Annotated in this window: 20 protein-coding genes and 1 riboswitch; of the genes, 9 read left to right on the top strand and 11 right to left on the bottom strand. The window is 64.1% G+C overall.

Annotation, left to right across the window (positions count from 1 at the left end; translation table 11 throughout):
- Positions 1-16: 16 nt before the first annotated feature.
- The 4 genes from ACTDI4_RS05685 to ACTDI4_RS05670 all read right to left on the bottom strand — a co-directional run bounded on the left by ACTDI4_RS05685 (position 17) and on the right by ACTDI4_RS05670 (position 4259).
- Entirely contained in the window at positions 17-799 is a 783-nt protein-coding gene (locus ACTDI4_RS05685; protein ID WP_442840225.1) for an ABC transporter permease, read from the bottom strand.
- 35 nt (positions 800-834) lie between these two features.
- The gene (locus ACTDI4_RS05680; RefSeq protein WP_442840224.1) at positions 835-2064 is read right to left on the bottom strand and encodes an ABC transporter permease; all 1230 of its coding nucleotides are present in this window, start codon (positions 2062-2064) and stop codon (positions 835-837) included.
- 67 nt (positions 2065-2131) lie between these two features.
- A complete protein-coding gene (locus tag ACTDI4_RS05675; protein ID WP_442840223.1) occupies positions 2132-3247 on the bottom strand; it encodes an extracellular solute-binding protein in 1116 nt (371 codons plus the stop codon).
- A gap of 43 nt (positions 3248-3290) precedes the next feature.
- On the bottom strand, positions 3291-4259 hold the full coding sequence (locus ACTDI4_RS05670; protein WP_442840222.1) for a carbohydrate kinase family protein: 969 nt from the start codon (positions 4257-4259) through the stop codon (positions 3291-3293).
- 294 nt (positions 4260-4553) lie between these two features.
- Here ACTDI4_RS05670 and ACTDI4_RS05665 point away from each other — a divergent pair, with 294 nt between their 5' ends.
- Positions 4554-5462, top strand: a complete 909-nt coding sequence (locus ACTDI4_RS05665) for a LysR substrate-binding domain-containing protein (protein ID WP_442840221.1) — start codon at positions 4554-4556, stop codon at positions 5460-5462.
- A 538-nt stretch (positions 5463-6000) separates the two neighbouring features.
- Positions 6001-7323, top strand: coding sequence for an acetamidase/formamidase family protein (locus ACTDI4_RS05660; protein WP_442840220.1), 1323 nt, complete (start codon positions 6001-6003; stop codon positions 7321-7323).
- A gap of 78 nt (positions 7324-7401) precedes the next feature.
- Here ACTDI4_RS05660 and ACTDI4_RS05655 read toward each other — a convergent pair whose 3' ends face one another.
- Complete coding sequence (locus tag ACTDI4_RS05655) at positions 7402-8385, bottom strand: LysR family transcriptional regulator (protein WP_442843274.1); 984 nt, start codon at positions 8383-8385, stop codon at positions 7402-7404.
- Positions 8386-8655: 270 nt separating this feature from the next.
- On the opposite strand from ACTDI4_RS05655, the gene chvE reads away from it, so the two are divergent.
- The 4 genes from chvE (at position 8656) to araD1 (ending at position 13724) form a co-directional block, all read left to right on the top strand.
- Positions 8656-9717 carry a multiple monosaccharide ABC transporter substrate-binding protein gene (gene chvE / locus ACTDI4_RS05650; RefSeq protein WP_442840219.1) on the top strand — a complete coding sequence of 354 codons (1062 nt, stop codon included), beginning with the start codon at positions 8656-8658 and terminating at the stop codon, positions 9715-9717.
- A 127-nt stretch (positions 9718-9844) separates the two neighbouring features.
- Positions 9845-11380 (top strand): multiple monosaccharide ABC transporter ATP-binding protein, encoded by a 1536-nt coding sequence (gene mmsA / locus ACTDI4_RS05645; RefSeq protein WP_442840218.1) that lies wholly within the window; start codon positions 9845-9847, stop codon positions 11378-11380.
- Positions 11377-12591: a multiple monosaccharide ABC transporter permease gene (mmsB, locus tag ACTDI4_RS05640; protein ID WP_442840217.1), complete on the top strand. Its 1215-nt coding sequence runs from the start codon at positions 11377-11379 to the stop codon at positions 12589-12591. Before mmsA ends, mmsB begins: the two co-directional genes overlap by 4 nt.
- Before the next feature lie 137 nt (positions 12592-12728).
- Positions 12729-13724 (top strand): AraD1 family protein, encoded by a 996-nt coding sequence (gene araD1, locus ACTDI4_RS05635; RefSeq protein ID WP_442840216.1) that lies wholly within the window; start codon positions 12729-12731, stop codon positions 13722-13724.
- 43 nt (positions 13725-13767) lie between these two features.
- Here the strand turns inward: araD1 and ACTDI4_RS05630 are convergent, their stop codons facing one another.
- Both ACTDI4_RS05630 and ACTDI4_RS05625 read right to left on the bottom strand, forming a co-directional pair.
- A complete protein-coding gene (locus ACTDI4_RS05630) occupies positions 13768-14541 on the bottom strand; it encodes a transporter substrate-binding domain-containing protein (RefSeq protein ID WP_442840215.1) in 774 nt (257 codons plus the stop codon).
- Positions 14542-14622: 81 nt separating this feature from the next.
- Positions 14623-15720 (bottom strand): 2'-deoxycytidine 5'-triphosphate deaminase, encoded by a 1098-nt coding sequence (locus ACTDI4_RS05625; RefSeq protein ID WP_442840214.1) that lies wholly within the window; start codon positions 15718-15720, stop codon positions 14623-14625.
- A gap of 86 nt (positions 15721-15806) precedes the next feature.
- Positions 15807-15884, top strand: a riboswitch (SAM riboswitch).
- 58 nt (positions 15885-15942) lie between these two features.
- On the opposite strand from ACTDI4_RS05625, the gene ACTDI4_RS05620 reads away from it, so the two are divergent.
- A complete protein-coding gene (locus tag ACTDI4_RS05620; RefSeq protein ID WP_442840213.1) occupies positions 15943-17136 on the top strand; it encodes an O-succinylhomoserine sulfhydrylase in 1194 nt (397 codons plus the stop codon).
- Positions 17137-17204: 68 nt separating this feature from the next.
- On the top strand, positions 17205-17597 hold the full coding sequence (apaG, locus tag ACTDI4_RS05615) for a Co2+/Mg2+ efflux protein ApaG (protein WP_442840212.1): 393 nt from the start codon (positions 17205-17207) through the stop codon (positions 17595-17597).
- Positions 17598-17914: 317 nt separating this feature from the next.
- Here apaG and ACTDI4_RS05610 read toward each other — a convergent pair whose 3' ends face one another.
- The 3 genes from ACTDI4_RS05610 to ACTDI4_RS05600 all read right to left on the bottom strand — a co-directional run bounded on the left by ACTDI4_RS05610 (position 17915) and on the right by ACTDI4_RS05600 (position 21135).
- Entirely contained in the window at positions 17915-18913 is a 999-nt protein-coding gene (locus ACTDI4_RS05610; protein WP_442840211.1) for an Hsp33 family molecular chaperone, read from the bottom strand.
- A gap of 107 nt (positions 18914-19020) precedes the next feature.
- Complete coding sequence (gene argF / locus ACTDI4_RS05605; protein WP_442840210.1) at positions 19021-19929, bottom strand: ornithine carbamoyltransferase; 909 nt, start codon at positions 19927-19929, stop codon at positions 19021-19023.
- A gap of 9 nt (positions 19930-19938) precedes the next feature.
- Complete coding sequence (locus tag ACTDI4_RS05600) at positions 19939-21135, bottom strand: aspartate aminotransferase family protein (protein WP_442840209.1); 1197 nt, start codon at positions 21133-21135, stop codon at positions 19939-19941.
- Between the two features lie 360 nt (positions 21136-21495).
- Between ACTDI4_RS05600 and ACTDI4_RS05595 the strand changes: the two genes are divergently transcribed.
- The gene (locus tag ACTDI4_RS05595) at positions 21496-22014 is read left to right on the top strand and encodes a GcrA family cell cycle regulator (RefSeq protein WP_442840208.1); all 519 of its coding nucleotides are present in this window, start codon (positions 21496-21498) and stop codon (positions 22012-22014) included.
- An 82-nt stretch (positions 22015-22096) separates the two neighbouring features.
- Here the strand turns inward: ACTDI4_RS05595 and phoU are convergent, their stop codons facing one another.
- A complete protein-coding gene (gene phoU, locus ACTDI4_RS05590) occupies positions 22097-22819 on the bottom strand; it encodes a phosphate signaling complex protein PhoU (RefSeq protein WP_442840207.1) in 723 nt (240 codons plus the stop codon).
- Positions 22820-22924: the final 105 nt, after the last annotated feature.

The following is a 22924-nucleotide window of genomic DNA, read 5'->3' as shown; positions in this document are numbered from 1 at the left end:
CGCGTTTCTTTTGAAATCAATCCGTCTTGCGGGTGTATGTCTCGCCGCGCCTGCGCATGATTTCACTGAACACCAGGATCAGCGCCGCAAAGCACACCAGCAACGTAGCTACGGCCAAGATCGCAGGGCTGAGATGCTCGCGCAGGCCGATCAGCATCTGGCGCGGAATGGTCATCTGGTCGTAGGCGCCGATGAACTGGATCACGACGACTTCGTCCAGCGACGTGGCAAAAGAGAAGATCGCGCCGGCAATCACCGCGGGTTTGATCAGAGGAAAAGTGACGTCCCTGAAAGTTGCAAACGGCCCTGCACCCAAGGTCGCCGATGCCGCAACCAGCCCCCAGTCGAACCGTTCAAGACTGGCCCTGATCGTGATCACGGCGACCGGCGCTGCCAGCACGGTATGCGCTATTATCACACCGGTATACGTTCCGATCAGCTTCAGATCGGAAAAAGCCGAGTAGAGTCCGCCGGCGGTCACCACGATCGGCACGATCTGCGGCAGCAGGATGAGCGCTGTCCACAAGCCCTTCGCCGGCGTTCCCGCACGCGACAGGCCAAGTGCCGCCAATGTGGCGAGCACGGTCGACAGCAAGGCCGCAGAAAGCCCGATGAACAGGCTGTTCTTGACTGCCAGGATCCACTCGCGGTCGTGCAGGACCTGCCAGTACCATTTCGCGGAATAGCCCGCGGGATCGAGCGACAGCATTTCCGGGGTGTAGAACAGATACTGGCCGGAGGTGAACGACAGCGGAATGATTATGAAGAGCGGCATGGCAAGGAAGACCAGCCCGGCCACGACCCAGATCCTGACGAGAAATCTCATTGCCGGCCCTACCTTTTCTGGGCCTGTTGCGGGGAGACGGCGCGCAGCAGAAGAGCGGCCGCCGCTATGACCAGCAGAAGCATCGTCGACAGCGCGCCGGCCAAGCCCCAGTTCAGCGATTTGGAGAAATTGTACGCAATCATATTACCGATCAGGCTGCCGCTCGGCCCGCCGACCAATTCGGGCGTGAGATAGAAACCGAAGGACAGCACGAAGATGAGAATGCCCCCGGCAAGCACGCCCGGCAGCGTCTGCGGCAGGTAGACGGTGAAGAACGCGCGCAGCGGGCTGGCGCCGAGGGTCAGCGCAGCACTGAAAAGGGTCGGCTGCACGCGGTTCATTACGGCGTAGGTGGGCAGCACTGCATAGGGCAGAAGCACATAGGACATCACCAGCACTGTCGCGAAGAGGTTGTTCAGCAATTGCGGGCGATGAGCTGCGTCAATGAGCCCGCTGGCGACCAGTACGCTGTTGATGACGCCGTTGGATTCCAGGAGCACCACCCAGCTTGCGATACGGGCGAGAAGAGGCGTCCAGAAAGGCAGCAGCACAAGACCCATCGTGAGGATGAAGGCCACGCCGCGCGCTTTCGACAGGTAGTAGGCGATGGGGTAGCCGATCAGCGTGCACACGCTGACCACGAACAGCGCGACCGCGACGGTACGCAGCCATAGCCGCACGAAGATGCGTTGCCCCTCCGGCTTGGCCTCGACGCCGAACGGCGAAGTCGGGTCGGCGGTGCGCAGGTCGAGCGCGTTGAGATAGTACTCCGCAATGACCGGCTTCGTTGCAAGACGAATAGCACGCCAAGTCTTCTGGTCGTCCCAGCGCTTGTCCAGGGCGACGAAACCGGCCCGGCTGGGTTCGGCCTCGGCGAGTTGGCTCGCCGTCTTGCGCACAAGACTGTTCATGCCGCTCTGAAAGAAATTGAGCCTTGCGCCGAGCTTCGCGACATTCTCACGATCGCGCCCGAGATCGCGGCTCAATGCCGCAAAGACCGCATCGCCCGGGATGTCGGCATCTGGCGTTTCCTGTAACGCCCGGGCGGTCTCGGTCAGCGCGCGTGCCACATCGAAGTTGTCGACGCTGAGCATAACGAAGCGCGCCAGCGGGACGACAAGAAACAGCACGACAAGCAGAACCAGCGGCGCAATCAGGCAAAGGCCAATCGGCGGACGCTGAAAGCGGCGTCTCGACGGCATTCGCTTGGGAACTGCTGGTGAGGATATGGCGGCCATCTGATCAGGTTTCTTGTGGTGGTTGCCGGCGGGCGCTGGGCGTTCCAAGGCCCGCCGAAGAATGATTTCAGAGCCCCGCCTTCCAGGCGCTCCAGCGCTCGTTGACCTCGTCCTGGTGGTTTTGCCAGTAGTCAGAGCCCATCTCGACGTAGTTCTTCATGTTGTCCGGATAGGTGGACAGGTGCGGACCAACGGCAGTCTTGCCGTCTTCCGACCATGGTTCGTTCGCGAGAATCTTGTCGAGGGCCGACTTGCGCCAAGGTGCGTAGGGAATATAGCGAACGGTTTCGGCGATGTTGTCGGTTGCAGTGGCAAATTTGAGGAACTCCTTAGCCGCATCGAGATGCGGAGCCCCCTTGAGAACGACGAAATTCTGGAAGTCCATGATCTGGCCGTCCCAGACCTGCTTGATCGGGGCATTCTCCTTCACAACCGCGTCGTAGAAGCGGCCGCTCCAGCCGGTGGACATCACCACCTCGCCCTTGGCCAGCAGTTCCGGCGGCTCGGCGCCACCATTCCAGAACACGAGGCCACCGTTCGGATCGTCGTTCAAGGCTTTGAGCTTGGCAAGTGCGCGGTCGATCGCCTCCTCACCGTTATCTTCGAGATATTGATAGATCTCCTGCAGAGCGACGCCGTCTGCCATCAAGGCCAGTTCGATCGCCTGCGTGGGGCTGCTCCATACGCCGCGCTTGCCGGGGAACCGCTTCGTGTCGAAATAGTCCGCCACTTTGGATGGCTGCTCGCCTGAGAAGGTCTTGTCGTTGAAGGCGAACGTCCAGGAATAGATAACCGTGCCGATCGCACAGTCGTTGGGGCGTTTGATGAGGTAATCGTCGACGGTCGCACCGTTCGGGGCTTTTTCCGTAACCTCGGCCAGATCGATCTTTTCGAAAATGCCTTCGGCGCAACCGATGTTGGAGTCGGCATTGTTCATATCGACAACGTCCCAAATGACGTTGCCGGACTCGACTTGCGTGCGCACTTCACCAAGGCCGCCCGAATAGACGTTCCAGTTGATTTTGTTGCCAAGCTTCTGGTAAGCCTTGCCGTAGCCAAGCTCCTGACTGCGTTGATATGCGCCGCCGATCGATGTGACGTTGACCTCGGATCCTTGGGCGATGCCGGTGGCGCTGATCAATGCTCCGGCAGTACCGGCGATCAGCCATGATCTCATTTTCATGCACTTCCCCTTTCTTGTTTAAAGTTGCAGAGTGGTTCTTTGCCTAGGCTGGAGCCACGGCGCCGGTTTCACGCTCCACGTCCTGCAGGAACGCCTCGACAGTCGCGACGGACGCGCGCCCGCTACGCGGACCTATCATTGTCGTGGAGCGCGCCGCGGCGGCATTGGCGAAGCGGGCCGATCGTTCGATCGACCAATTGTTCAACCGCCCAAAGAGATAACTGGAATTGAATGTGTCGCCAGCACCGAGCGGGTCGACGGCAGCCACATGGAGACCGGAAACCCGAACGGTGGAAACTGGCGTCGCAATTTCGCAGCCATCCTTGCCGAGTGTGGTGATCACCTCGCCACGGGTCGCGGCAAGGATACTTGCGATGGCGGCATGCGCCGGTTTCGTACCACAGAATTTGCCCAGACTTTCCTCGTTGAACGATAGGAAGTCGGCGCTCGAGAACGCCCACCAGTCCTCCTCGGCCGAGCGAAACGATTCGGCCTCGACGTCGATGAACAGCTTTGTCCCGTTGCTGCGCGCTTCGGCAACTACGGTCTCGATGTCGGCGATGCGCGTCAGATGCGCGATGGTCGAGTAGATGTATTTTGCCCTGCTGAAAATGGCCCGCTCCGATGGCGTCAGGTCGAACGAATAGCCGGGATCGACGATGATCAGCGTTTTTTCGTTAGCATTGGCCTCACTGAGGAAATTGTAGGCGTAGGAGTTCTGGAACTCGGACGATCTGCGGATCTGGCGGGTGTCGATGGCCGCGTTCGCCAGTTCCTCCAAGATCGGTTCGGCATCCTCGTTGTCTTCAAGCGGTCCCATCAACAGCGGAGGCAATCCATAGCCCGCAAAAATCGAAGCAGCGTTGGGGATCATGCCGCCATAGACGCGCCCGACCGGCTGGGCGTTGATCTTCTGGCCTTCGGCGGGCCAGCAGGCGCAACGCAGATAGTAGTCCACGGCATGGCTGCCGAAGAACACGACAGTGCCGTCACTGATGGCCACGTTGGTCATCGAACCCCCGTCTGACGATTTGCTGAGAGCACCTGCGCAGTTTGCGGCACTTTGGTGCGATTTCGTACCTTATCCATCGTCGAAAAAAATGGCGACAACAAGCGCAAAGACTTAACGGTTGCCGTAAGCAGGCCTTACGGCACTCTGAAATCGCACCACCCGCATCCGGGTCAGGAATGGGGATGCGCCCTTGGGTTGCAATGAAAAGACAGCTCGTTCGGAGGCGGGATGATTGATGAATCCGGCAAGACCAGTTAGGTCAATTTACTGGACGGCCATCGACAGGAGATCGGCATGCCGCTCACCCATTTCTCCCTTCCCGCCCTGCGCACCTTCGAGGTCGCTTCCCGCTACCTGAGCTTCACCAAGGCAGCGGACGAGCTTTTCCTGACCCGCAGCGCCGTCAGCCAGCAGGTCAGCCAGCTTGAAAGCCAACTTGGCGTACAATTGTTTCACCGGATGAACAGCAAGCTTGTGCTGTCGCGCGAAGGCAATGTCCTTGCCAACGCAGTGCGCAGTTCGCTGCTGCACATCGAAGGCGCACTCGACAGCATTTGCTCCAGCGATGTTTCCGGCAGGCTGGTGATCGGCTCATTGCCGTCATTCGGCGCCAAATGGCTTGCGCCCCGTCTCAAGCAGTTCGTCGACCTCCACCCCAAAGTGGAAATCAGTCTCTTGTCATATGTGAGCCTGGACGATGTCATCGCCAACGGCGTCGACATCGCCGTCAGCTTCGCGCGCGAGCGGCAACCTGGCATCTGCCAGGAGATACTCTTTCAGGACGAAATCTGGCCGGTTTGCGCACCCTCCTTGCTGCGGGAGGATAAGCCCATCAAGACGGTCGCCGACCTGTCCGCCTACCCCATTCTACACACGACCCTTGAAAGTCTGGACTTTGGAGCCAGTTGGGAGGAATGGCTTGCCCATGTCAATCAGCCTGCCTTTGCCTCGCATCGCTCATTGTCGTTCTCCCGCGCCTATATGATGATCGAAGCCGCCATCCTGGCCCAGGGCATTGGCATCGCCCAGCGTTCATTGGTCGAGCAGTATATCCGGAGCGGCCAGTTGGCCCGGCTTTTCGACTTCGATTGCCCTTCAAACAAATTGATTGCTTTGTTCTATCATGAAGCTGCAGAGAACCGTCCCGCGATAAAGGCCCTGAGCAACTGGATGCATGCGCAAATAAAATCCGAGAGTTTGTGATGCAGAAGAATTCTGCAAGTTCAGATTCCACTGAGCAAGTATCCTTCGTATGCGACACATGAACGTCCTTGAATCACTCTTGGGATGCCTTGCATATTTTCCGATCGGAGAAGACCGTTATAGCGTCTCACCTGGTGGCATTTGTTCCGCACATCGCCTCGTGATAAAATAACTTTAAGCCCATAAACATTCGCATATCTGTCTTCAGCGGCGTACTAGCGCGTGGTCAAGCTGCCCATAGTGTAGTCCTCACTTTCGGGGCATCGATGGTCATCCTGATAATTGTGTCGAGGCCGAGATATAGCCGCGTTACGACGTGGCCAGCCTGATGGACGGCGACGCGATGCCGCAGCGGCGGCGATATGTCGGGCTTCCCACCTGAGATGCGGGATGCCGGGACGTTGACCCTGGCCGGAAACAAGCGAGCCGGCAACCCGCAGGGCCGCTTGCTGGCCTTCCCCGCCGTCCTGGCGTAGCATCCCCTTCGGGATCGCGGTGGCAATGCCAGCCCGACCGACAGACGGGAGCGAGCAACGACATGAACAAGCAACCCGAACTCTCCACAACTCCGCGGCGCAGCGTCGTCGTCCACGGCTTCACCAACAGTGTGCTCGACCCGGCCGCCCCGATGCTGGGCCCGGTCGAGAACGGCGGCACCATCATCGCCAACACGGCGCCGGGGTGCTGGGGGCCGATGATCACCCCGCGCCTGCGCGGCGGCCACGAGGTCACCCAGCCCGTCTATGTCGACGGTGCCGAGCCGGGCGACGGCATCGCAATCCGCATCCGCGACATTACCGTCACGTCCATCGCCACCGCTTCCGGCCACGATTCGTCGCCGGCGGGCTTCTGCCTCGGCGACCCTTATGTCGCCGCCCGTTGCCCGACCTGCGACGAGGTGTGGCCCGAGACCCATGTCGAGGGCATCGGGCAGGACGCGGTGAAATGCGACAAGTGCGGCAATGCGGTGAAGCCGTTCGAGATCGTCCACGGCTACACGGTCGTCTTCGACGAGACGCGCCATGTCGGCGTCACCGTGCCGAAGGCCGCCGCCGAGACCATCGCGCGCGACGCGCACCACTATGCGGCGCTGCCGGACGAATCGGTGCAGCACCCGATCCTCACCTTCGCGCCGGCCGACATGCCCGGCGTCATGGTGCGCATGCGCCCGTTCCTGGGCCAACTCGGCACCACGCCATCCCATTCCATGCCGGATTCGCACAATGCCGGCGATTTCGGCGCCTTCCTGGTCGGCGCGCCGCATGCCTACGCGCTGACCGCCGAGGAACTCGCCGCGCACAAGACCGACGGCCACATGGACATCGATGCGGTGCGGCCGGGGGCCATCCTGATCGCGCCCGTGAAGGTGAAGGGCGCCGGGGTCTATATGGGCGACATGCACGCCGCCCAGGGCGACGGCGAGATCGCAGGCCACACGATGGATGTCGCCGGCAGCGTCACGCTGCAGGTCGAAGTGGTGAAGGACTATCCGATCGACGGACCGGTGCTGTTCCCGCTGCCGGAGGATCTGCCGCCGCTTGCCCGGCCCTTCTCGGCCGGCGAGCGCGCGCGGGCCGAGCGGCTTGCCAGAACATGGGGCATGGACAGCGTGGAGGAACTGGCGCCGATCTCCGTGGTCGGCACCGCCGCCAACATGAACGCGGCCATCGACAACGGCTTGCAAAGGGCGGCCACGCTGCTCGGCATGAGCGTTCCGGAGGTGCGCAACCGCGCCACGGTGAACGGGGCGATCGAGATCGGCCGCGCGCCGGGCGTGATCCAGGTCACTTTCCTGGCGCCGCTGGCCAGGCTGGATGCCGTGGGACTGGGCGGCTACGCGCGCGAGCAGTACAATCTGTGACCGCCGCCGCCCCGCCGGATCATGTTCGCGAAAGCGGTGAAGCCCTTCGGGAGAAGGACCGAACCCCGATCCGGAGCGTCAGCTCACCTCGCGCAGGATGAAGTCGTAGAGCATGCGGGCGGCCGGCGACAGCGCCCGGTGCCGTACCGTGATCAGGCTGTAGGGCCGGACCTCGATGTCGATCTCCGTCGGAACGACGTCGATGGCGCCGGCAAGCCCTTCCGGGCCCTGGATGAAGCGTGCGACCTGGATCGACACCGGCGCGATGGCGTCGGACTGCGCCACCATCACCAGCGTCAGAAGCAGCGACGAGGTGTTGAGGATGCGCTCGGGCAGCGGGATGTCGCGGTTGAGGAAGTTCGCCTCCATGGCCTGGCGCAGCGGCGAACCGCCCGACTGGAACACCCAGTCGTAGCCGGCCGTCTCCTCCAGCCGCACCGGGCGGCCGCCGGCCAGCCTATGGCCGCGGCGCACGATCAGGCATGCTTTCTCCACGCCGATGACGCGGCTGTCGAACAGGCGCGGGTTGAGGTCGTCCGGCACGCGGGCGATGATGAAGTCGTGGCGCGAGGCGATCAACTCGCGCGCCAGCACGTTGGAGGTCTCCACCTGCATGGTGATTTCGATGCGCGGATGAAGCCGTCTGATCTCGCGGATCGCCGGAACGGCAAGCTCGATCGCCGGCGCGGTGACCGCGCCGAGGAACACCGAACCGCCCCGGCCCGCCTTCAACTCCGCGATTTCCCGGTCGGCTTCGCGCATCTCCAGCAGGATCGATCGCGCGCGCCTTGCCAGCGCCTTGCCGTAGGGCGTGAGCGCAATACCGCGCGGCAGCCGCTCGCATAGCTGGGCACCCAGCACCACCTCCATCTCGGCGATCATGCGCGAGGCCGCCGGCTGGGAGATGTTCATGACCTGGGCGGCGGCGCTGACGCGGCCGTGGTCGTCCAGCGCCACGATCATGCGCATGTGCCGCAGGCTGAGGCCGCTGCGCTGCAGCGGCGAGCCGTCGCCGGCCGCCACGCCCGGCTCCACCTTCGGTGCGCCGCCCCTGTCACGCATCGCCGTCATGGCCCCCTCCCCGTTACCGGAACAACTATACCGGATTTGGTATAGCAACCACCACAAATCGCATTTGACAGTTATACGAAAGCGCCACACCTTTCGCCGACCCTGGGGGAGACAGGTGCCGGCCGCAAGATCGCATCGATCGGAGGCGGAGCCTCAGGGCAGATCGGGAGGCGTCTCAAAACCGTGCGGAACAGGCGGCGCAATCTGCCACCGGCGGGGTCTTGCGGGCCGGACCGTCAACCAGGGAGAGAAAAAGTGAAGATGTTGAAGACGTTAGTCGCCGCATTGTCGGTCGGCCTCGCTGCCATGACCTATTCGGCGAACGCCCAGGACAAGGGCACCATCGGCATCGCCATGCCGACCAAGTCCTCGCTGCGCTGGATCAGCGACGGCAACGAGCTGGTCAAGGCCCTGGAGGAGAAGGGCTACAAGACCGACCTGCAATATGCCGAAGACGACATTCCGAACCAGCTCGCGCAGATCGAGAACATGGTGACGAAGGAGCCGAAGGCCCTCATCATCGCCTCGATCGACGGCACCACGCTGAGCGACGTGCTGCAGAAGGCGGCCGACAAGGGCGTCAAGGTGGTTGCCTACGACCGGCTCATCCGCCAGAGCCCGAATGTCGACTACTACACCACTTTCGACAACTTCCAGGTGGGCGTCCTGCAGGCCAATTCGCTGCTGAAGGGGCTCGGCTATCCGGAGAAGAAGGGACCGTTCAACATCGAGCTGTTCGGCGGGTCGCCCGACGACAACAACGCCTTCTTCTTCTACGACGGCGCCATGAGCGTGCTGCAGCCGCTGATCGACAAGGGCGACTTCGTGGTCAAGTCCGGCCAGACGGGCATGGACAAGGTGGGCACGCTGCGCTGGGACGGCGCGGTGGCGCAGGCGCGCATGGACAACCTGCTTTCGGCCAACTACTCCGACGGCAGCCGGGTGGACGCGGTGCTCTCGCCCTATGACGGGCTTTCGCGCGGCATCATCTCCTCGCTGCGCGGCGTCGGCTACGGCACGGAAGACCAGCCCTGGCCGATCGTCTCGGGCCAGGACGCCGAGGTGCCCTCGGTGAAGGCGATCATCGCCGGCGAGCAGTATTCGACGGTCTACAAGGACACGCGCGAGCTGGCCAAGGTGACGGCGGAACTGGTGGACGACGTGCTTTCCGGCAAGGAGCCCAAGGTCAACGACACCAAGACCTACGAGAACGGCGTCAAGGTGGTGCCCTCGCAGTTGCTGACCCCCTACGAGGTCGACAAGTCGAACTACGAGAAGCTGGTGGTCGATTCCGGCTACATCAAGAAGGAAGACCTGCAGTAAGGCTGCGGGCCGCCCGCGCCCGATCTCCGCGATCGGGCGCGGGAGCTTTCATCGCCGTCCACTTAATGTAGCATGAGGGCCCGCGGCCGGTCGCAGACGCCGCCGCCCACGCCAACCGGATTCCACGATGGAAAAGACCATTCTGGAGATGCGCGGCATCACCAAGACCTTTCCAGGCGTCAAGGCCCTGCAGGACGTCAACCTGGACATCCGCGAGAGCGAGATCCATGCCGTGGTCGGTGAGAACGGCGCCGGCAAGTCGACGCTGATGAAGGTGCTTTCAGGCGTCTATCCCCACGGCACCTATTCGGGCGACATCCGCTTCATGGGGCAGGAGTGCCGCTTTTCCGGCATCCACGACAGCGAGCGCGTCGGCATCGTCATCATCCACCAGGAACTGGCGCTGGTGCCGCTGCTTTCCATCGCCGAGAACATCTTCCTCGGCAACGAGCAGGCGAAGTGGGGGATCATCGACTGGAACCTGGCGCGCAGCCGCGCCGCCAAGCTGCTCCAGCGCGTGGGCCTCAAGGAAGACCCGGACACGCTCATCACCAATATCGGCGTCGGCAAGCAGCAGCTCGTGGAGATCGCCAAGGCGCTGTCGAAGGAGGTGAAGCTGCTCATCCTCGACGAGCCGACCGCCTCCTTGAGCGAGAAGGACAGCGACGCGCTGCTTTCCCTGCTGGTCGATTTCAAGCAGAGGGGCATCTCTTCCATCCTCATCTCGCACAAGCTCAACGAGGTGGCCAAGGTGGCCGACCGCATCACCATCCTGCGCGACGGCCGCACCATCGAGACCCTCGATGCGCATGCGACCGACGAGGCCCGCATCATCACCTCCATGGTGGGGCGGCCGCTGGACGACCGCTTCCCGCCGCGCTCGCCCAACATCGGCGAGACCATATTCGAGGTGAAGAACTGGGTGGTGCACCATCCGCAACATGCCGACCGGCAGGTGGTGAAGGGCATCGACATCGCCGTGCGCAAGGGCGAGGTGGTGGGCATCGCCGGGCTGATGGGCGCCGGGCGCACCGAATTCGCCATGAGCGTGTTCGGCAGGAGCTACGGCCAGGGCATCAGCGGCGATGTCTTCCTCCACGGCAAGAAGATCGACACGTCCAGCGTCGACCGGGCCGTGGCGCACGGCATCGCCTACGCCACCGAAGACCGCAAGACCTTCGGCCTCAACCTGATCGATCACATCAAGCACAACATCACCGCCGCCAATCTGCGCGCCGTCTCCTCCGCCGGCGTGCTGGACGACATGCGCGAACTGAACGTCGCCAACGACTACCGCCGGAAGACCAACATCCGCTCCTCCAGCGTCTACCAGATCACCGGCAACCTTTCGGGCGGCAACCAGCAGAAGGTGGTGCTGTCGAAATGGCTCTTCGCCAACCCGGACATGCTTATTCTGGACGAGCCGACGCGCGGCATCGACGTGGGCGCCAAGTATGAAATCTACACGATCATCAACAAGCTGGCCGAGGAGGGCAAGGGCATCCTCGTCATCTCGTCCGAAATGCCCGAGCTTCTGGGCATCTGCGACCGCATCTATGTCATGAACGAGGGCAGGATCGTGGGTGAGATGGCCGGCAGCGAAGCCTCGCAGGAGAAGATCATGCGCGCCATCGTCGGCACCGGGGAGAAAGCAGCGTCATGAGCACCGAAACCCTTTCCAACGCCGAGCGCAACGCGCGGGCCTCAGCCAGGGCCGTGCTGAAGGAAAACATCCGCGACTACGGGCTGGTGATCGCGCTGATCCTGATCATGCTGTTCTTCCAGTATTTCACCGGCGGCGTGCTGTTCAAGCCGGTGAACCTGACCAACATCGTGCTGCAGAACAGCTACATCATCATCATGGCACTGGGCATGCTGCTGGTCATCGTGGCCGGCCATATCGATCTTTCGGTCGGCTCGGTATCGGGCTTCATCGGCGCCATCGCCGCCGTTCTGATGGTCCAGTACCACATGAACCCGTTCCTGGCCGCGCTGCTGTGCCTGATCGCCGGCGGCGTCATCGGCGCCTCCCAGGGCTACTGGATCGCCTATATGAAGATCCCGTCCTTCATCGTGACGCTGGCGGGCATGCTGGTGTTCAAGGGGCTGGCGCTGTGGCTGCTGGGCGGCATGTCGGTGGGGCCGTTCCCGCGCGAGTTCCAGCTCCTTTCGGCCGGCTTCATCCCCGACCCGCTCGGCCCGGTGACGCTGTTCGGCGCGCCCATGCACGCCACCACGCTGGCCATCGGGCTGCTCATCGTGGCCAGCATGCTCTACTTCAACCTCCGCAGCCGCCGCGGCCGCGAGAGCCACGGCTACGAGGCGGAACCTTTCGCGCTGTTCGTGGTCAAGAACGTGGTGATCTCGGCGATCGTGCTGTTCCTCATCTACATGATGGCCTCCTACAAGGGCCTGCCCAACGTGCTGATCGTCATGGGCGTGCTGATCGCCCTGTTCGTCTTCATCACCAAGCGCACGACAATGGGCCGCCGCATCTACGCCATGGGCGGCAACGTCAAGGCGGCGGCGCTGTCGGGCATCAAGACCGAGCGGCTGACCTTCACGGTATTCATCATCATGGGCGTGCTTTCCGCGCTGGCCGGGCTGATCTTCGCCGCCCGGCTGAACACGGCCACGCCCAAGGCGGGCCTCGGCTTCGAGCTGGACGTGATCGCGGCCGTGTTCATCGGCGGCGCCTCCATGGCCGGCGGCGCAGGACAGGTGGCGGGCGCGGTGATAGGCGCCTTCATCATGGGCGTGATGAACAACGGCATGTCGATCATGGGCGTCAACATCGACTGGCAGCAGGTCATCAAGGGCCTGGTGCTGCTCGGTGCGGTGGTCTTCGACGTCTACAACAAGAACAAGAGCTGAGGCGCGGCCCACCGGCGCGCCCGGAAGGAACTTCGATCTGGAGGACACCGGCCCGTCGCGCGGAGGCACCGCGCGGCGCTGGTAAGGGTTTTGCCCGATGTCCGCCAGCCTGAAACGGCACGGAAAGGATTGCTCCCATGCTGATCTCGCAGATCCTGGACGACGGCGACACCATCCGCGTGGTCGCCCGCAACGGCAGCGGGAAGGCGCGCATCGTCAACGGCGCGCGCAGCGTCTATTCGCTGGCCACCGAAGCCGCCCGCACCGGCGGGAGCCTTGCGGCGCTGATCGAGCGCAAGGGCTATGGCGAGACGGTCGACCTGGAGGCGGCCTATCGCAAGGGCCGGCTGCTTTCGCCGATCAATCATCCCGATCCGGCACATCTGCACCTCACCGGCACGGGGCTCACCCATCTGGGCTCGGCCGCCACGCGCGATTCCATGCACAAGAAGCTCGACGCCGAAGGAGAGGAGCAGCTCACCGATTCCATGAAGATGTTCCGCATGGGGCTCGAGGACGGCAAGCCGGCCCGGGGCCATGTCGGCGTGCAGCCGGAATGGTTCTACAAGGGCAACGGCACCATGGCGGTGGCGCCGGGCGCGCCGCTGGTCTCGCCCGCTTTCGCCGCCGACGCCGGCGAGGAGCCGGAGATCGCCGGCATCTATGTGATCGGCGACGACCGCCAGCCCTTCCGCATCGGCTTCACCCTCTCCAACGAGTTCTCCGACCATGTCACCGAGCGCGTGAACTATCTCTGGCTCGCCCATTCCAAGCTGCGCAACGCCTCCTTCGGGCCGGAAATCCTGCTCGGCGACCTGCCGGCAGACATCCACGGCACCTCGCGCATCCTGCGTGCCGGCGCTCCGCTATGGGAAAAGCCGTTCCTCTCCGGCGAGACGAACATGTCCCACTCGATCGCCAACCTGGAACATCACCATTTCAAATATGCGCTATTCCGCCAGCCGGGGGACGTGCACGTGCACATGTTCGGCACGGCCACTCTCTCCTTCGCCGACGGCATCAAGGCCGAGGCCGGCGACGTGTTCGAGATCGAGGCGCCCGATTTCGGCCTGCCGCTGCGCAACCCGCTGGAGATCGGCAAACCCGCGAAGGTGCAGGTGAAGGCGCTGTGAGCGGGACGAAGCCGGGCTGTGAAAAGAGACCGGCAGGCCTTCCTCAATAGATGTCGAAGTCGAAATATTTGCCCTGGATCTTCTTGTAGGTGCCATCAGCCAGGATAGCATCGAGCGCAGCACCGAGCCGGTCGCGCAGCGCCGTGTCCTCCAGCCGCACGGCGATGCCCGCCTGGCTCTCGGAATCCTTGAGCGTGCCGACGATCTCGCAGCAGTCGCGCCCGCTCTTGCTCATCCAGTCCACCAGCGCGAACCTGTCGGAGATGGCGGCGTCCAGCCGGCCGTTGACCAGGTCGATCAGCGCCTCGTCCACGCTCGGATAGAGTTTCACGTCGGCGCCGGCCCTGCCGTAGACGCTCTGGGCGTAGTCGGCATGAACGCTCGCGGCCTGGGCGCCGAGCGCCCTTCCCGCCATGGCCGCCGGCTCGGTTCCGGCAAGGCCGCTGTCCTTGCGCGCCACGAGGGCCAGCGGCGTGGAGTAATATTTGTGCGTGAAAGCGACCTGCTTGCGGCGTTCGGCGGTGATGGTCATGGAGGCGACGATGGCGTCGTATTTTCCGGCCTGGAGCCCTGGGATCAGCCCATCCCAGTCTTGCGTGACGATCTCGCACGCCATCTTCATATGCCCGCACAGCGCATTGGCGATGTCGACGTCGAAGCCCTGCACCTCGCCGCCGGCAGTGATGTCGGAGAATGGCGGGAACGCGCCTTCCGTGGCGATCCTGAGCGTCGCGGCATCCCTGGCAGGCGCGGCGGCGCAAGTCATCAGCAACGCGGCGAAAGCCGGCACGAGCAGCTTTGAAGGGATCACGACCATCTCCGGGCGTGTGGCAATGAATCTGGGCAGGAACGCGGCATGCCGCGAGCAACGGCGCCGCCGCAGCGGCGCGATGATTGCCTAGCGGCCCGGCGGACGGAAATGCTTGGACAGCTTCAGCCCCTGCGCCTGGTAGTTGGAGCCCAGATCCGTGCCGTAGAGCGCCCTGGGGCGCTTGAGCATATGCTCATAGACCAGCCGGCCGACGATCTGGCCATGGTCGAGGATGAAGGGCACCTCGTGGCTGCGCACCTCCAGCACCGCGCGGCTGCCCGCACCACCGGCGCTGGAATGGCCGAAGCCGGGATCGAAGAAGCCGGCATAGTGGACGCGGAACTCGCCCACCAGCGGATCGAAGGGCGTCATTTCGGCTGCATAGAGCGGCGGCACATGAACGGCCTCGCGGCTGACGAGGATGTAGAACTCGTCAGGATCGAGCACCAGTTCGCCGGCGCCGCTTCTGTAGAGCGGCTCCCAGAAGTCGGCCACGTCCTGGGCGGCGCGCTTGTCGACATCCACCAGCCCGGTGTGATGCTTGCCGCGATAGCCCACCAGCCCGTCCTTGTCGCCGGCCAGGTCGATGGACAGCGCAATGCCCCCGCCGGAAATGTTGGGCGGGTCGGTCGCCACCAGCATCTCGGCCGCATGGAGCGCGCGCAATTCGTCTTCCGACAGAACCGCATTGCCGGTGCGGAAGCGGACCTGCGACAGGCGCGAGCCCGCACGCACGACGATTGGAAAAGTGCGCGGGCTGACCTCCAGATAGAGCGGCCCATGGTAGCCAGGCGCGATCTTGTCGAACTCCTGGCCATGGTCGGTCATGACGCGGGTGAAGATGTCCAGCCGCCCGGTGGAACTTTTCGGATTGGCCGAGGCGGAGACATGCGCCGGCAGGGCCAGGCTCTCCATCAGGGGCACGATGTAGACGCAACCCGTCTCCAGGACGGCGCCGCGCGAAAGATCGATCTCGTGCAGCTTCAGCCGGTCGAGCTTGGCGGCAACCGCGTGGTCCGGGCCGGGCAGGAAGGAAGCGCGCACGCGAAAGGCGCGCTCGCCGAGGCGCAGGTCGAGGCTGGCCGGCTGGATCTGGTCGGCGTCCAGGGCACGCGGCGCGGCAAGCGCGCCTGACTGGAACAGCCCAGCAATATCCTGGTCGGGAAGAATGCCTGTCTGCCGCAAGGGTCGCTCCGAAGGCCGGCATGGCCGGAAAAGATTGTCTTAGCCCAGCCGCCGATTGACGCAAGCGGGACACGGGTCTAAAGGAGGCGTTATCCCGTGGTGATTTGGCCGGTCGGCTTGCAGCCACGTTAAACAAGTCGCTAAAGGACCGTCGGGCCCTTGGGGCCGTGTGGACCGGTTGCGGCTTTCGCGGCCGGTTTTTTTCGTTGTTGGAACACAACCATGACGCACGACACCCGCAGATGGAAACCCGCCACCCAGCTTGTCCACGCCGGGACATTGCGCTCCGGCTTCGGCGAGATGTCGGAGGCGATGTTCCTGACGCAAGGCTACATCTACGATACGGCCGAGCGCGCCGAGGCACGCTTCAAGGGCGAGGAGCCCGGCTTCATCTATTCCCGCTACGCCAACCCCACCGTTGACATGTTCGAAAAGCGCATGTGCGCGCTGGAGGGGGCGGAAGACGCCCGCGCCACCGCCTCCGGCATGGCGGCCGTGGCGGCTGCCGTTCTGTGCGGCCTGAAGGCGGGCGACCACATCGTGGCGGCCCGTGCCCTGTTCGGCTCCTGCCGCTGGATCGTGGAGACCCTGGCGCCGCGCTACGGGATCGAGGCGACGCTGGTGGACGGACGCGACATCGCCAACTGGGAAGCTGCCGTGGGGCCGAACACGAAGCTGTTCTTTCTCGAAAGCCCGACCAATCCCACGCTGGAGGTGGTCGACATCGGCGCGGTCGCCTCGCTCGCCAACTCGATCGGCGCGCGGCTGGTGGTGGACAACGTCTTCGCCACGCCGTTGCAGCAGAAACCGTTGCAGCTTGGCGCGCATGTCGTGGTCTATTCCGCCACCAAGCATATCGACGGCCAGGGCCGCTGCCTCGGCGGCATCGTGCTCTCCGACAAGGAGTGGATCGACGAGAACCTGCACGACTATTTCCGCCATACCGGCCCCTCCATGTCGCCCTTCAACGCCTGGGTTCTGCTCAAGGGGCTGGAAACGCTGCCGCTGCGCGTGGCGCAGCAGACGGCCTCGGCCGTCCGCGTCGCCGACTTCTTCGCCGCCCATCCCCGGATCGGCCGCGTGATCTATCCCGGCCGCCCCGATCATCCGCAGGCGGACATCGTCAGAAAGCAGATGTCGGGCGGCTCGACGCTGATCTGCCTGGATGTGAAAGGCGGCAAGCAGGCCGCCTTCGCGTTCCAGAACGCGCTCGACATCGTCAAGATCTCCAACAATCTGGGCGACGCCAAGAGCCTGATCACGCATCCGGCGACCACGACCCACAAGAACCTGAGCGACGAAGCCCGCGCCGAGCTCGGCATCGGGCCCGGCACGCTCCGGCTCTCGCTCGGCCTGGAAGATGCCGACGACCTGCTTGCCGACATCGAGCAGGCGCTGGCGAAGGCCCAGTGCTGAGGAGCGGGTTCATCGTTGACCTCGGCGCGCAGCGGGCCGATGCTTGCGTCGGATCAGGAGGCCGTGGAATGTATCGCGCAACCACGCGCAACATCGATGTCGAGGTCGAGCCGTTCTATCTGGAGGAGCGATCGAACCCCGAGACATCCCAATATGTCTGGGCCTACCGGGTGACGATCGAGAACCATTCGCAACAGTTCGTGCAGCTTCTGTCGCGCTATTGGCAAATCACCGACGGCGCCGGCAGGGTCGAGGAAGTGCGCGGCGCGGGCGTGGTGGGCGAACAGCCGGGTCTCGATCCGGGCGACAGCTATCAATATACTTCGGGCTGCCCGCTTTCGACCCCATCGGGCTTCATGGTGGGGTTCTACACCATGCGCAATGCCGGGGGAGAACTGTTCGACGTAGCCATTCCCGCCTTTTCCCTCGATCTGCCGGGAACGAAGCGGACGGTGAACTGAGGGCCGGAGCGGAGCCACCCGGCCTCCGCTTCGGAGACCGGGCGCAGGAATTAGGGTCAGGACCTGTTAATTTGGCTGGGATGGTCGGAGCGGATTTGTGCGGATGCGCGAAGCAGGGCCGCAGGAAGGCTTGAGCCTTTCAAGGCCTTGCGACAAAGCAGCCCGTGCAAATCCGCCCGATCCGAAGGACGATCGAGCTGGCGTCGATCTGCCGCGTCAAAGTCCTCGACCGGGGGAACCACCCCGCTCTTCGGACTTTTCCTCGCATCTCTTGCCATCTCGAACGCCATTCCAGCCAAATTAACAGGTCCTTGACCCTAGCCGGTGGCGAACTCGGCCGGGTCGAACGCGTATTCGGTCGAACAGAATTCACAGGCGACCTTGATCGCGCCGTCCTCGGTGCTCTCCTTGATTTCCTGCGACGTGAAGCCTGACAGGATACCGTGGATCTTGCCGCGCGAGCAGGAGCACCGGTCGGCAACCTCCACGCCGCCGAAGACACGCACGCCATGCTCGTGGAACAGGCGGTAGAGCAGCCGCTCGGCGCCCACCAGGGGGTCGATGAGTTCCACCGGCTCGACCGTGGCCAGCAGCGCCAGCAATTCCTGCCATGCGTTGTCGTCCGGCTCCTGCGCGGTTTCGGCCGGATCGCCGTCGCCGCCGGGAAGATCGGGCAAGCGCATGCGCTCGGGCGCCTCGGGCAGGAATTGCGCCAGAAGTCCGCCGGCGCGCCACTGTTCGCGCCCGCCGGGCATGACCAGCTTGGCCACGCCGAGGCGCAGGTCCGTGGGAATCTGCTCCGACTGGCGGAAATAGACCCGCGCGGCCTCCTCCAGCGAGATGCCGTCGAGCTGGACGATACCCTGGTATCGCTGCATGTGCTCGCCCTGGTCGATGGTCAGCGCCAGCACGCCCGTGCCCAGCAAGGCCTCGGCCGGAGTGTCGCCGGTCGCCGTCAGCGCAGCGAGACGCTCGGGGTCGAAGCGCGCATAGGCGCGCAGCGCATGCGGGGTGGTGAAATCGGCCACCAGCATGTCCACCGGGCCGTCGGTGCGGGTCTGCAGTATGAACTTGCCCTGGAACTTGAGCGACGTGCCGAGCAGCACCGTCAACACGCAAGCCTGCGCCAGAAGGCGTGCCACCGGCTCGGGATAGTCGTGGCGCGACAGGATGGCGTCGAGCATCGGGCCGAGTTGCACGGCGCGGCCGCGCACGTCGAGCGGGCCGACCTCGAAGGGCACGACGTGATCGTCGCCGGCATGGCCGAATTCGCCGAGCTTGGGTTCGCGTTCAGTCAATCGAAGTGCTTCCAGCATGACAGGTCTCCGGCCGGCCTGGCCGCTTCAAGCGGCGGCCGCCATGGGTCGGTTTTTCGGGTGACGCGCCGGAGATAGGCATCACCCCTGCCCGCTTCAAGCGAATGTCACGCGCCCAGGCACCAGGCCAGAACCGCCTTCTGGGCATGCAGCCGGTTCTCGGCCTCGTCGAACACCACCGAATGGGGCCCGTCGATGATCTCGTCGGTCACCTCCTCGCCGCGATGGGCAGGCAGACAGTGCATGAACAGCGCATCGGGCCTGGCCTTGGCCATGAGCGCCGCGTTGACCTGATAGGGCAGGAAGACATTGTGGCCGCGCGCGCGATGCTCCTGGCCCATCGACACCCAGCAGTCGGTGACCACGCAGTCGGCGCCGGCAACGGCCTCCTCGGCCGAACGGGTGAAGAAGAGCTTGCCGCCATTGGCCTTCGACCAGTCGACGAACTTCTGCACCGGCTCGCTGCCCTCGGGCACGGCCACGTTGACGTTGAAGCGGAAACGGGCGGAAGCCTCCAGCAGCGAATGCAACACGTTGTTGCCGTCGCCGGTCCAGGCGAAAGTCTTGCCGGCCACGGGGCCGCGGTGTTCCTCGAAAGTGAGGATGTCGGCCATGATCTGGCAAGGATGGGTGTCGTCGGTCAGGCCGTTGATGACCGGCACGGAAGCGTTCTCGGTCAGTTCCAGCAGACGGTCATGCGAGGTCGTGCGGATCATGATGGCATCGACATAGCGCGACAGCACCTTGGCCGTGTCGGCGATGGTCTCGGAGCGGCCGAGCTGCATCTCGGTGCCGGTCAGCATGATGGTCTCGCCGCCGAGCTGGCGCATGCCGACGTCGAACGACACGCGCGTACGGGTGGACGGCTTGTCGAAGATCATCGCCAGCACCTTGCCGTCGAGCGGCCGGGAGCGGTCACCGGCCTTCAGCCGCGCCTTGCGGGCGGCTGCGTCGTCCAGCATGGCGCGAAGCTCGGTCTCGGAAAGCGCGGAGAGGTCTGTGAAGTGACGCATCATGCAGTTCCGCTACTTCGCCGCTGCCGCGACCGCGTCCGCCAACCCCTGGGCAGCGGCGCGGATGCGCCTCAGCGCCTCGCCGATGTCCTCGTCGGCGACATTGAGCGGCGGCAGCAGGCGGATGACGTTTTCGCCGGCGGGCACGGCCAGCAAGTGCTGGTCGCGCAGCGCCTGGTTGACCTTGGCGTTGGGCATGGCGCATTTCAGCCCGAGCATGAGGCCGGCGCCGCGGATTTCCTCGATCACCTGCGGGAATTCGTCGGCGATCGCCGCCAGCCCCTGCTTGAAGAGCAGCGCCTTGCGCCCGACCTCGTCGAGGAAGCCTTCCTCCAGGACCACGTCGAGCACGGCGTTGCCCACCGCCATGGCCAGAGGGTTGCCGCCGAAGGTGGTGCCGTGCACGCCGGCGGTCATGCCCTCGGCAGCCGCATCGGTGGCTAGGCAGGCGCCCATGGGGAAGCCCCCGCCAATGCCCTTGGCGATCGCCATCAGGTCCGGGCTGACGCCCGCCCATTCATACGCGAACAGCCGGCCGGTGCGTCCCACCCCGCACTGCACCTCGTCGAGGATGAGAAGCAGGCCATGCTTGTCGCACAGTTGCCTGAGCCGCTTCAGGGCCTGCACCGACAGGGGGCGGATGCCGCCCTCGCCCTGCACGGGCTCCACCAGAATGGCGGCGGTTTCGGGCGTGATCGCCCTTTCGGCGGCGTCCACGTCGCCGAAGGGAACCTGGTCGAAGCCCTCGACCTTGGGACCGAACCCTTCCAGATATTTCTGCTGGCCGCCGGCAGCGATGGTGGCCAGCGTGCGCCCGTGAAAGGCGCCTTCGAAAGTGACGATGCGATAGCGCTCCGGATGACCGTTGACATACTGGTAGCGCCGGGCAGTCTTGATGGCGCATTCCAACGCCTCGGCGCCCGAATTGGTGAAGAAGACCTTGTCGGCGAAGGTCGCCGCCGCCAGCCGCTCGCCCAGGCGCCGCTGGCCGGGAATTTCGTAGAGGTTGGAGACGTGCCAGAGCTTGCCGGCCTGCTCGGCCAGCGCCGCCACCAGATGGGGATGGCCATGGCCGAGCGAATTGACGGCGATGCCTGCGGCAAAGTCGAGATATCGCTCGCCCGTGTCAGTGACGAGCCAAGCACCCTCCCCGTGATCGAAGGCCAGGGGGATGCGGGCGAAGGTCTCGTAAAGCGCCGAACCGCTCATTATATGCGTCTCCGGAACCGGAAAAATCAAAAAGCCGCCGAAACGGCGGCTTTTGGTGGCTTATCGTGGTTTTCGGATGCGAAGTCAACGAAAACGTCGAGCGCATGACAACCGCCGGCATCCTTCCCTGACGGAAGCATCTTCCGGGTACGGTCGGCAAGTTGGGGAAAACTGAAAAAACCGAATCGTGTTGCCGCCGGGACTCTTGTCACCGAGTCAACGCATAAGGTATTTGTGGGCTTGAAATAGCTAGATTTCGTGCGGCGGATCTAATCACCTCGGTATATGTGGTGCCTGCCCGGCGCGAGCCGGAACGGGAATGGATTCCGAACGCCGTACGGTTCAAAGGAGCGCAGTCTCATGAACTGGACTGACGAACGCGTCGAACTCCTGAGGAAACTGTGGTCGGAGGGTCTGAGCGCAAGCCAGATCGCCGCACAGCTTGGGGGCGTCAGCCGCAACGCGGTTATCGGCAAGGTACACAGGCTGAAGCTGTCCAGCCGCGGGCGTGCGACGGCCGCTCCCGCGCGACAGAAGAAGGTCGTGACGCAGGCGGCAACCGCCGGCAAGACGGTGGCGCGGGTGGCCGCGCAACGCCACACCACCGTCTCGATCGGGGCTACTGCCCTGCAGGCGCAGTTCGAGGCCGAACCGGTGGCGCGCCAGTTCATCCGCCCGGTCGAGAATGTGGTGGTGCCGATCTCGCGCCGCCTGCAACTGACGGAACTGACCGAGCGCACGTGCAAATGGCCGAACGGGGACCCGCTGGCCGAGGACTTTCACTTCTGCGGCAACGACGCGGCGGAAACCGGCCCCTATTGCACCTATCATTCCCGCATCGCCTTCCAGCCGGCTTCCGAGCGGCGCCGCGTGCGCTGATCCAGCCGCGAATAGCGGACGGTCGCGCGCAGCAGATCGTCCGCCATGCGCCCTCCTCAGGGAGCCCGCATCCCGAAATCCGTCATTTCGACAGGTCGGGACCGATCACCACGCGGTCGGTCTTGTCTTCCTTCGGCCGGTCGGCGGGCATCTGCTCGCCGGTAATCATGTAATAGATCGCCTCGACGATGTTGGTGGCGTGGTCGCCTATGCGCTCGATGTTCTTGGCGCAGAACAGCAGATGCGTGCAGGGCGTGATGTTGCGGGGATCTTCCATCATATAGGTCAGAAGCTCGCGGAACAGCGAAGTGTACATGGCGTCGATCTGCTCGTCGCGGTCGCGCACGAAGCCGATGTGCTCGACCGAGCGCGAGGCGTAGACGTCCAGCACTTCCTTGAGTTGCGTCAGCGCCAGCGTGGCCAGCGCCTCGATGCCCCGGAACAGGGCGGTCGGCTGGCCGGCGTCGGCCACGGCAACCGCACGTTTGGCCACGTTCTTGCCGAGATCGCCGATCCGCTCCAGATCGGCAGCGATGCGGATGGCGCCGATGATCTCACGCAGGTCCGTGGCCATGGGTTGGCGCCGGGCAATGACGACGATGGCCTTGTCATCGATCTCGCGCTGGGCCTCGTCCAGCAACGCATCGTCGGCCACGACCTTGCGCGCAAGCTCCGCGTCGCCGCTCACCAATGCTGCCACGGCCTGCTCCACCATGCGCTCGGCATGGCCGCCCATGGCCGCGATGCGCCTGGCCAGATAGTTCAGCTCTTCCTCATAGGCGCTGACGATATGCATCGACCGCATGATTGCCCAACCTTCCGGACCGGCCCTGCCCGTGCAGCCGCTCCATGCTTCCAAGACGCATTTGCCGCGGCACCGCCCGATTCCGCATGGCCGCACAATACCCTA

This window comes from Mesorhizobium sp. PUT5 (genome assembly GCF_052216645.1).
Taxonomy (GTDB): domain Bacteria; phylum Pseudomonadota; class Alphaproteobacteria; order Rhizobiales; family Rhizobiaceae; genus Mesorhizobium.
Note: the sequence above shows the minus strand (reverse complement) of the source record. Positions and strands in the feature narration are given on the sequence as shown.

Coding starts and splice junctions, on each gene's coding strand:
- ACTDI4_RS05680 (WP_442840224.1), bottom strand. CDS start 2,064: ATGGCCGCCATATCCTCACCAGCAGTTCCCAAGCGAATGCCGTCGAGA.
- ACTDI4_RS05675 (WP_442840223.1), bottom strand. CDS start 3,247: ATGAAAATGAGATCATGGCTGATCGCCGGTACTGCCGGAGCATTGATC.
- ACTDI4_RS05670 (WP_442840222.1), bottom strand. CDS start 4,259: ATGACCAACGTGGCCATCAGTGACGGCACTGTCGTGTTCTTCGGCAGC.
- ACTDI4_RS05665 (WP_442840221.1), top strand. CDS start 4,554: ATGCCGCTCACCCATTTCTCCCTTCCCGCCCTGCGCACCTTCGAGGTC.
- ACTDI4_RS05660 (WP_442840220.1), top strand. CDS start 6,001: ATGAACAAGCAACCCGAACTCTCCACAACTCCGCGGCGCAGCGTCGTC.
- ACTDI4_RS05655 (WP_442843274.1), bottom strand. CDS start 8,385: ATGCGTGACAGGGGCGGCGCACCGAAGGTGGAGCCGGGCGTGGCGGCC.
- chvE (WP_442840219.1), top strand. CDS start 8,656: ATGTTGAAGACGTTAGTCGCCGCATTGTCGGTCGGCCTCGCTGCCATG.
- mmsA (WP_442840218.1), top strand. CDS start 9,845: ATGGAAAAGACCATTCTGGAGATGCGCGGCATCACCAAGACCTTTCCA.
- mmsB (WP_442840217.1), top strand. CDS start 11,377: ATGAGCACCGAAACCCTTTCCAACGCCGAGCGCAACGCGCGGGCCTCA.
- araD1 (WP_442840216.1), top strand. CDS start 12,729: ATGCTGATCTCGCAGATCCTGGACGACGGCGACACCATCCGCGTGGTC.
- ACTDI4_RS05630 (WP_442840215.1), bottom strand. CDS start 14,541: ATGGTCGTGATCCCTTCAAAGCTGCTCGTGCCGGCTTTCGCCGCGTTG.
- ACTDI4_RS05620 (WP_442840213.1), top strand. CDS start 15,943: ATGACGCACGACACCCGCAGATGGAAACCCGCCACCCAGCTTGTCCAC.
- apaG (WP_442840212.1), top strand. CDS start 17,205: ATGTATCGCGCAACCACGCGCAACATCGATGTCGAGGTCGAGCCGTTC.
- ACTDI4_RS05610 (WP_442840211.1), bottom strand. CDS start 18,913: ATGCTGGAAGCACTTCGATTGACTGAACGCGAACCCAAGCTCGGCGAA.
- argF (WP_442840210.1), bottom strand. CDS start 19,929: ATGATGCGTCACTTCACAGACCTCTCCGCGCTTTCCGAGACCGAGCTT.
- ACTDI4_RS05600 (WP_442840209.1), bottom strand. CDS start 21,135: ATGAGCGGTTCGGCGCTTTACGAGACCTTCGCCCGCATCCCCCTGGCC.
- ACTDI4_RS05595 (WP_442840208.1), top strand. CDS start 21,496: ATGAACTGGACTGACGAACGCGTCGAACTCCTGAGGAAACTGTGGTCG.
- phoU (WP_442840207.1), bottom strand. CDS start 22,819: ATGCGGTCGATGCATATCGTCAGCGCCTATGAGGAAGAGCTGAACTAT.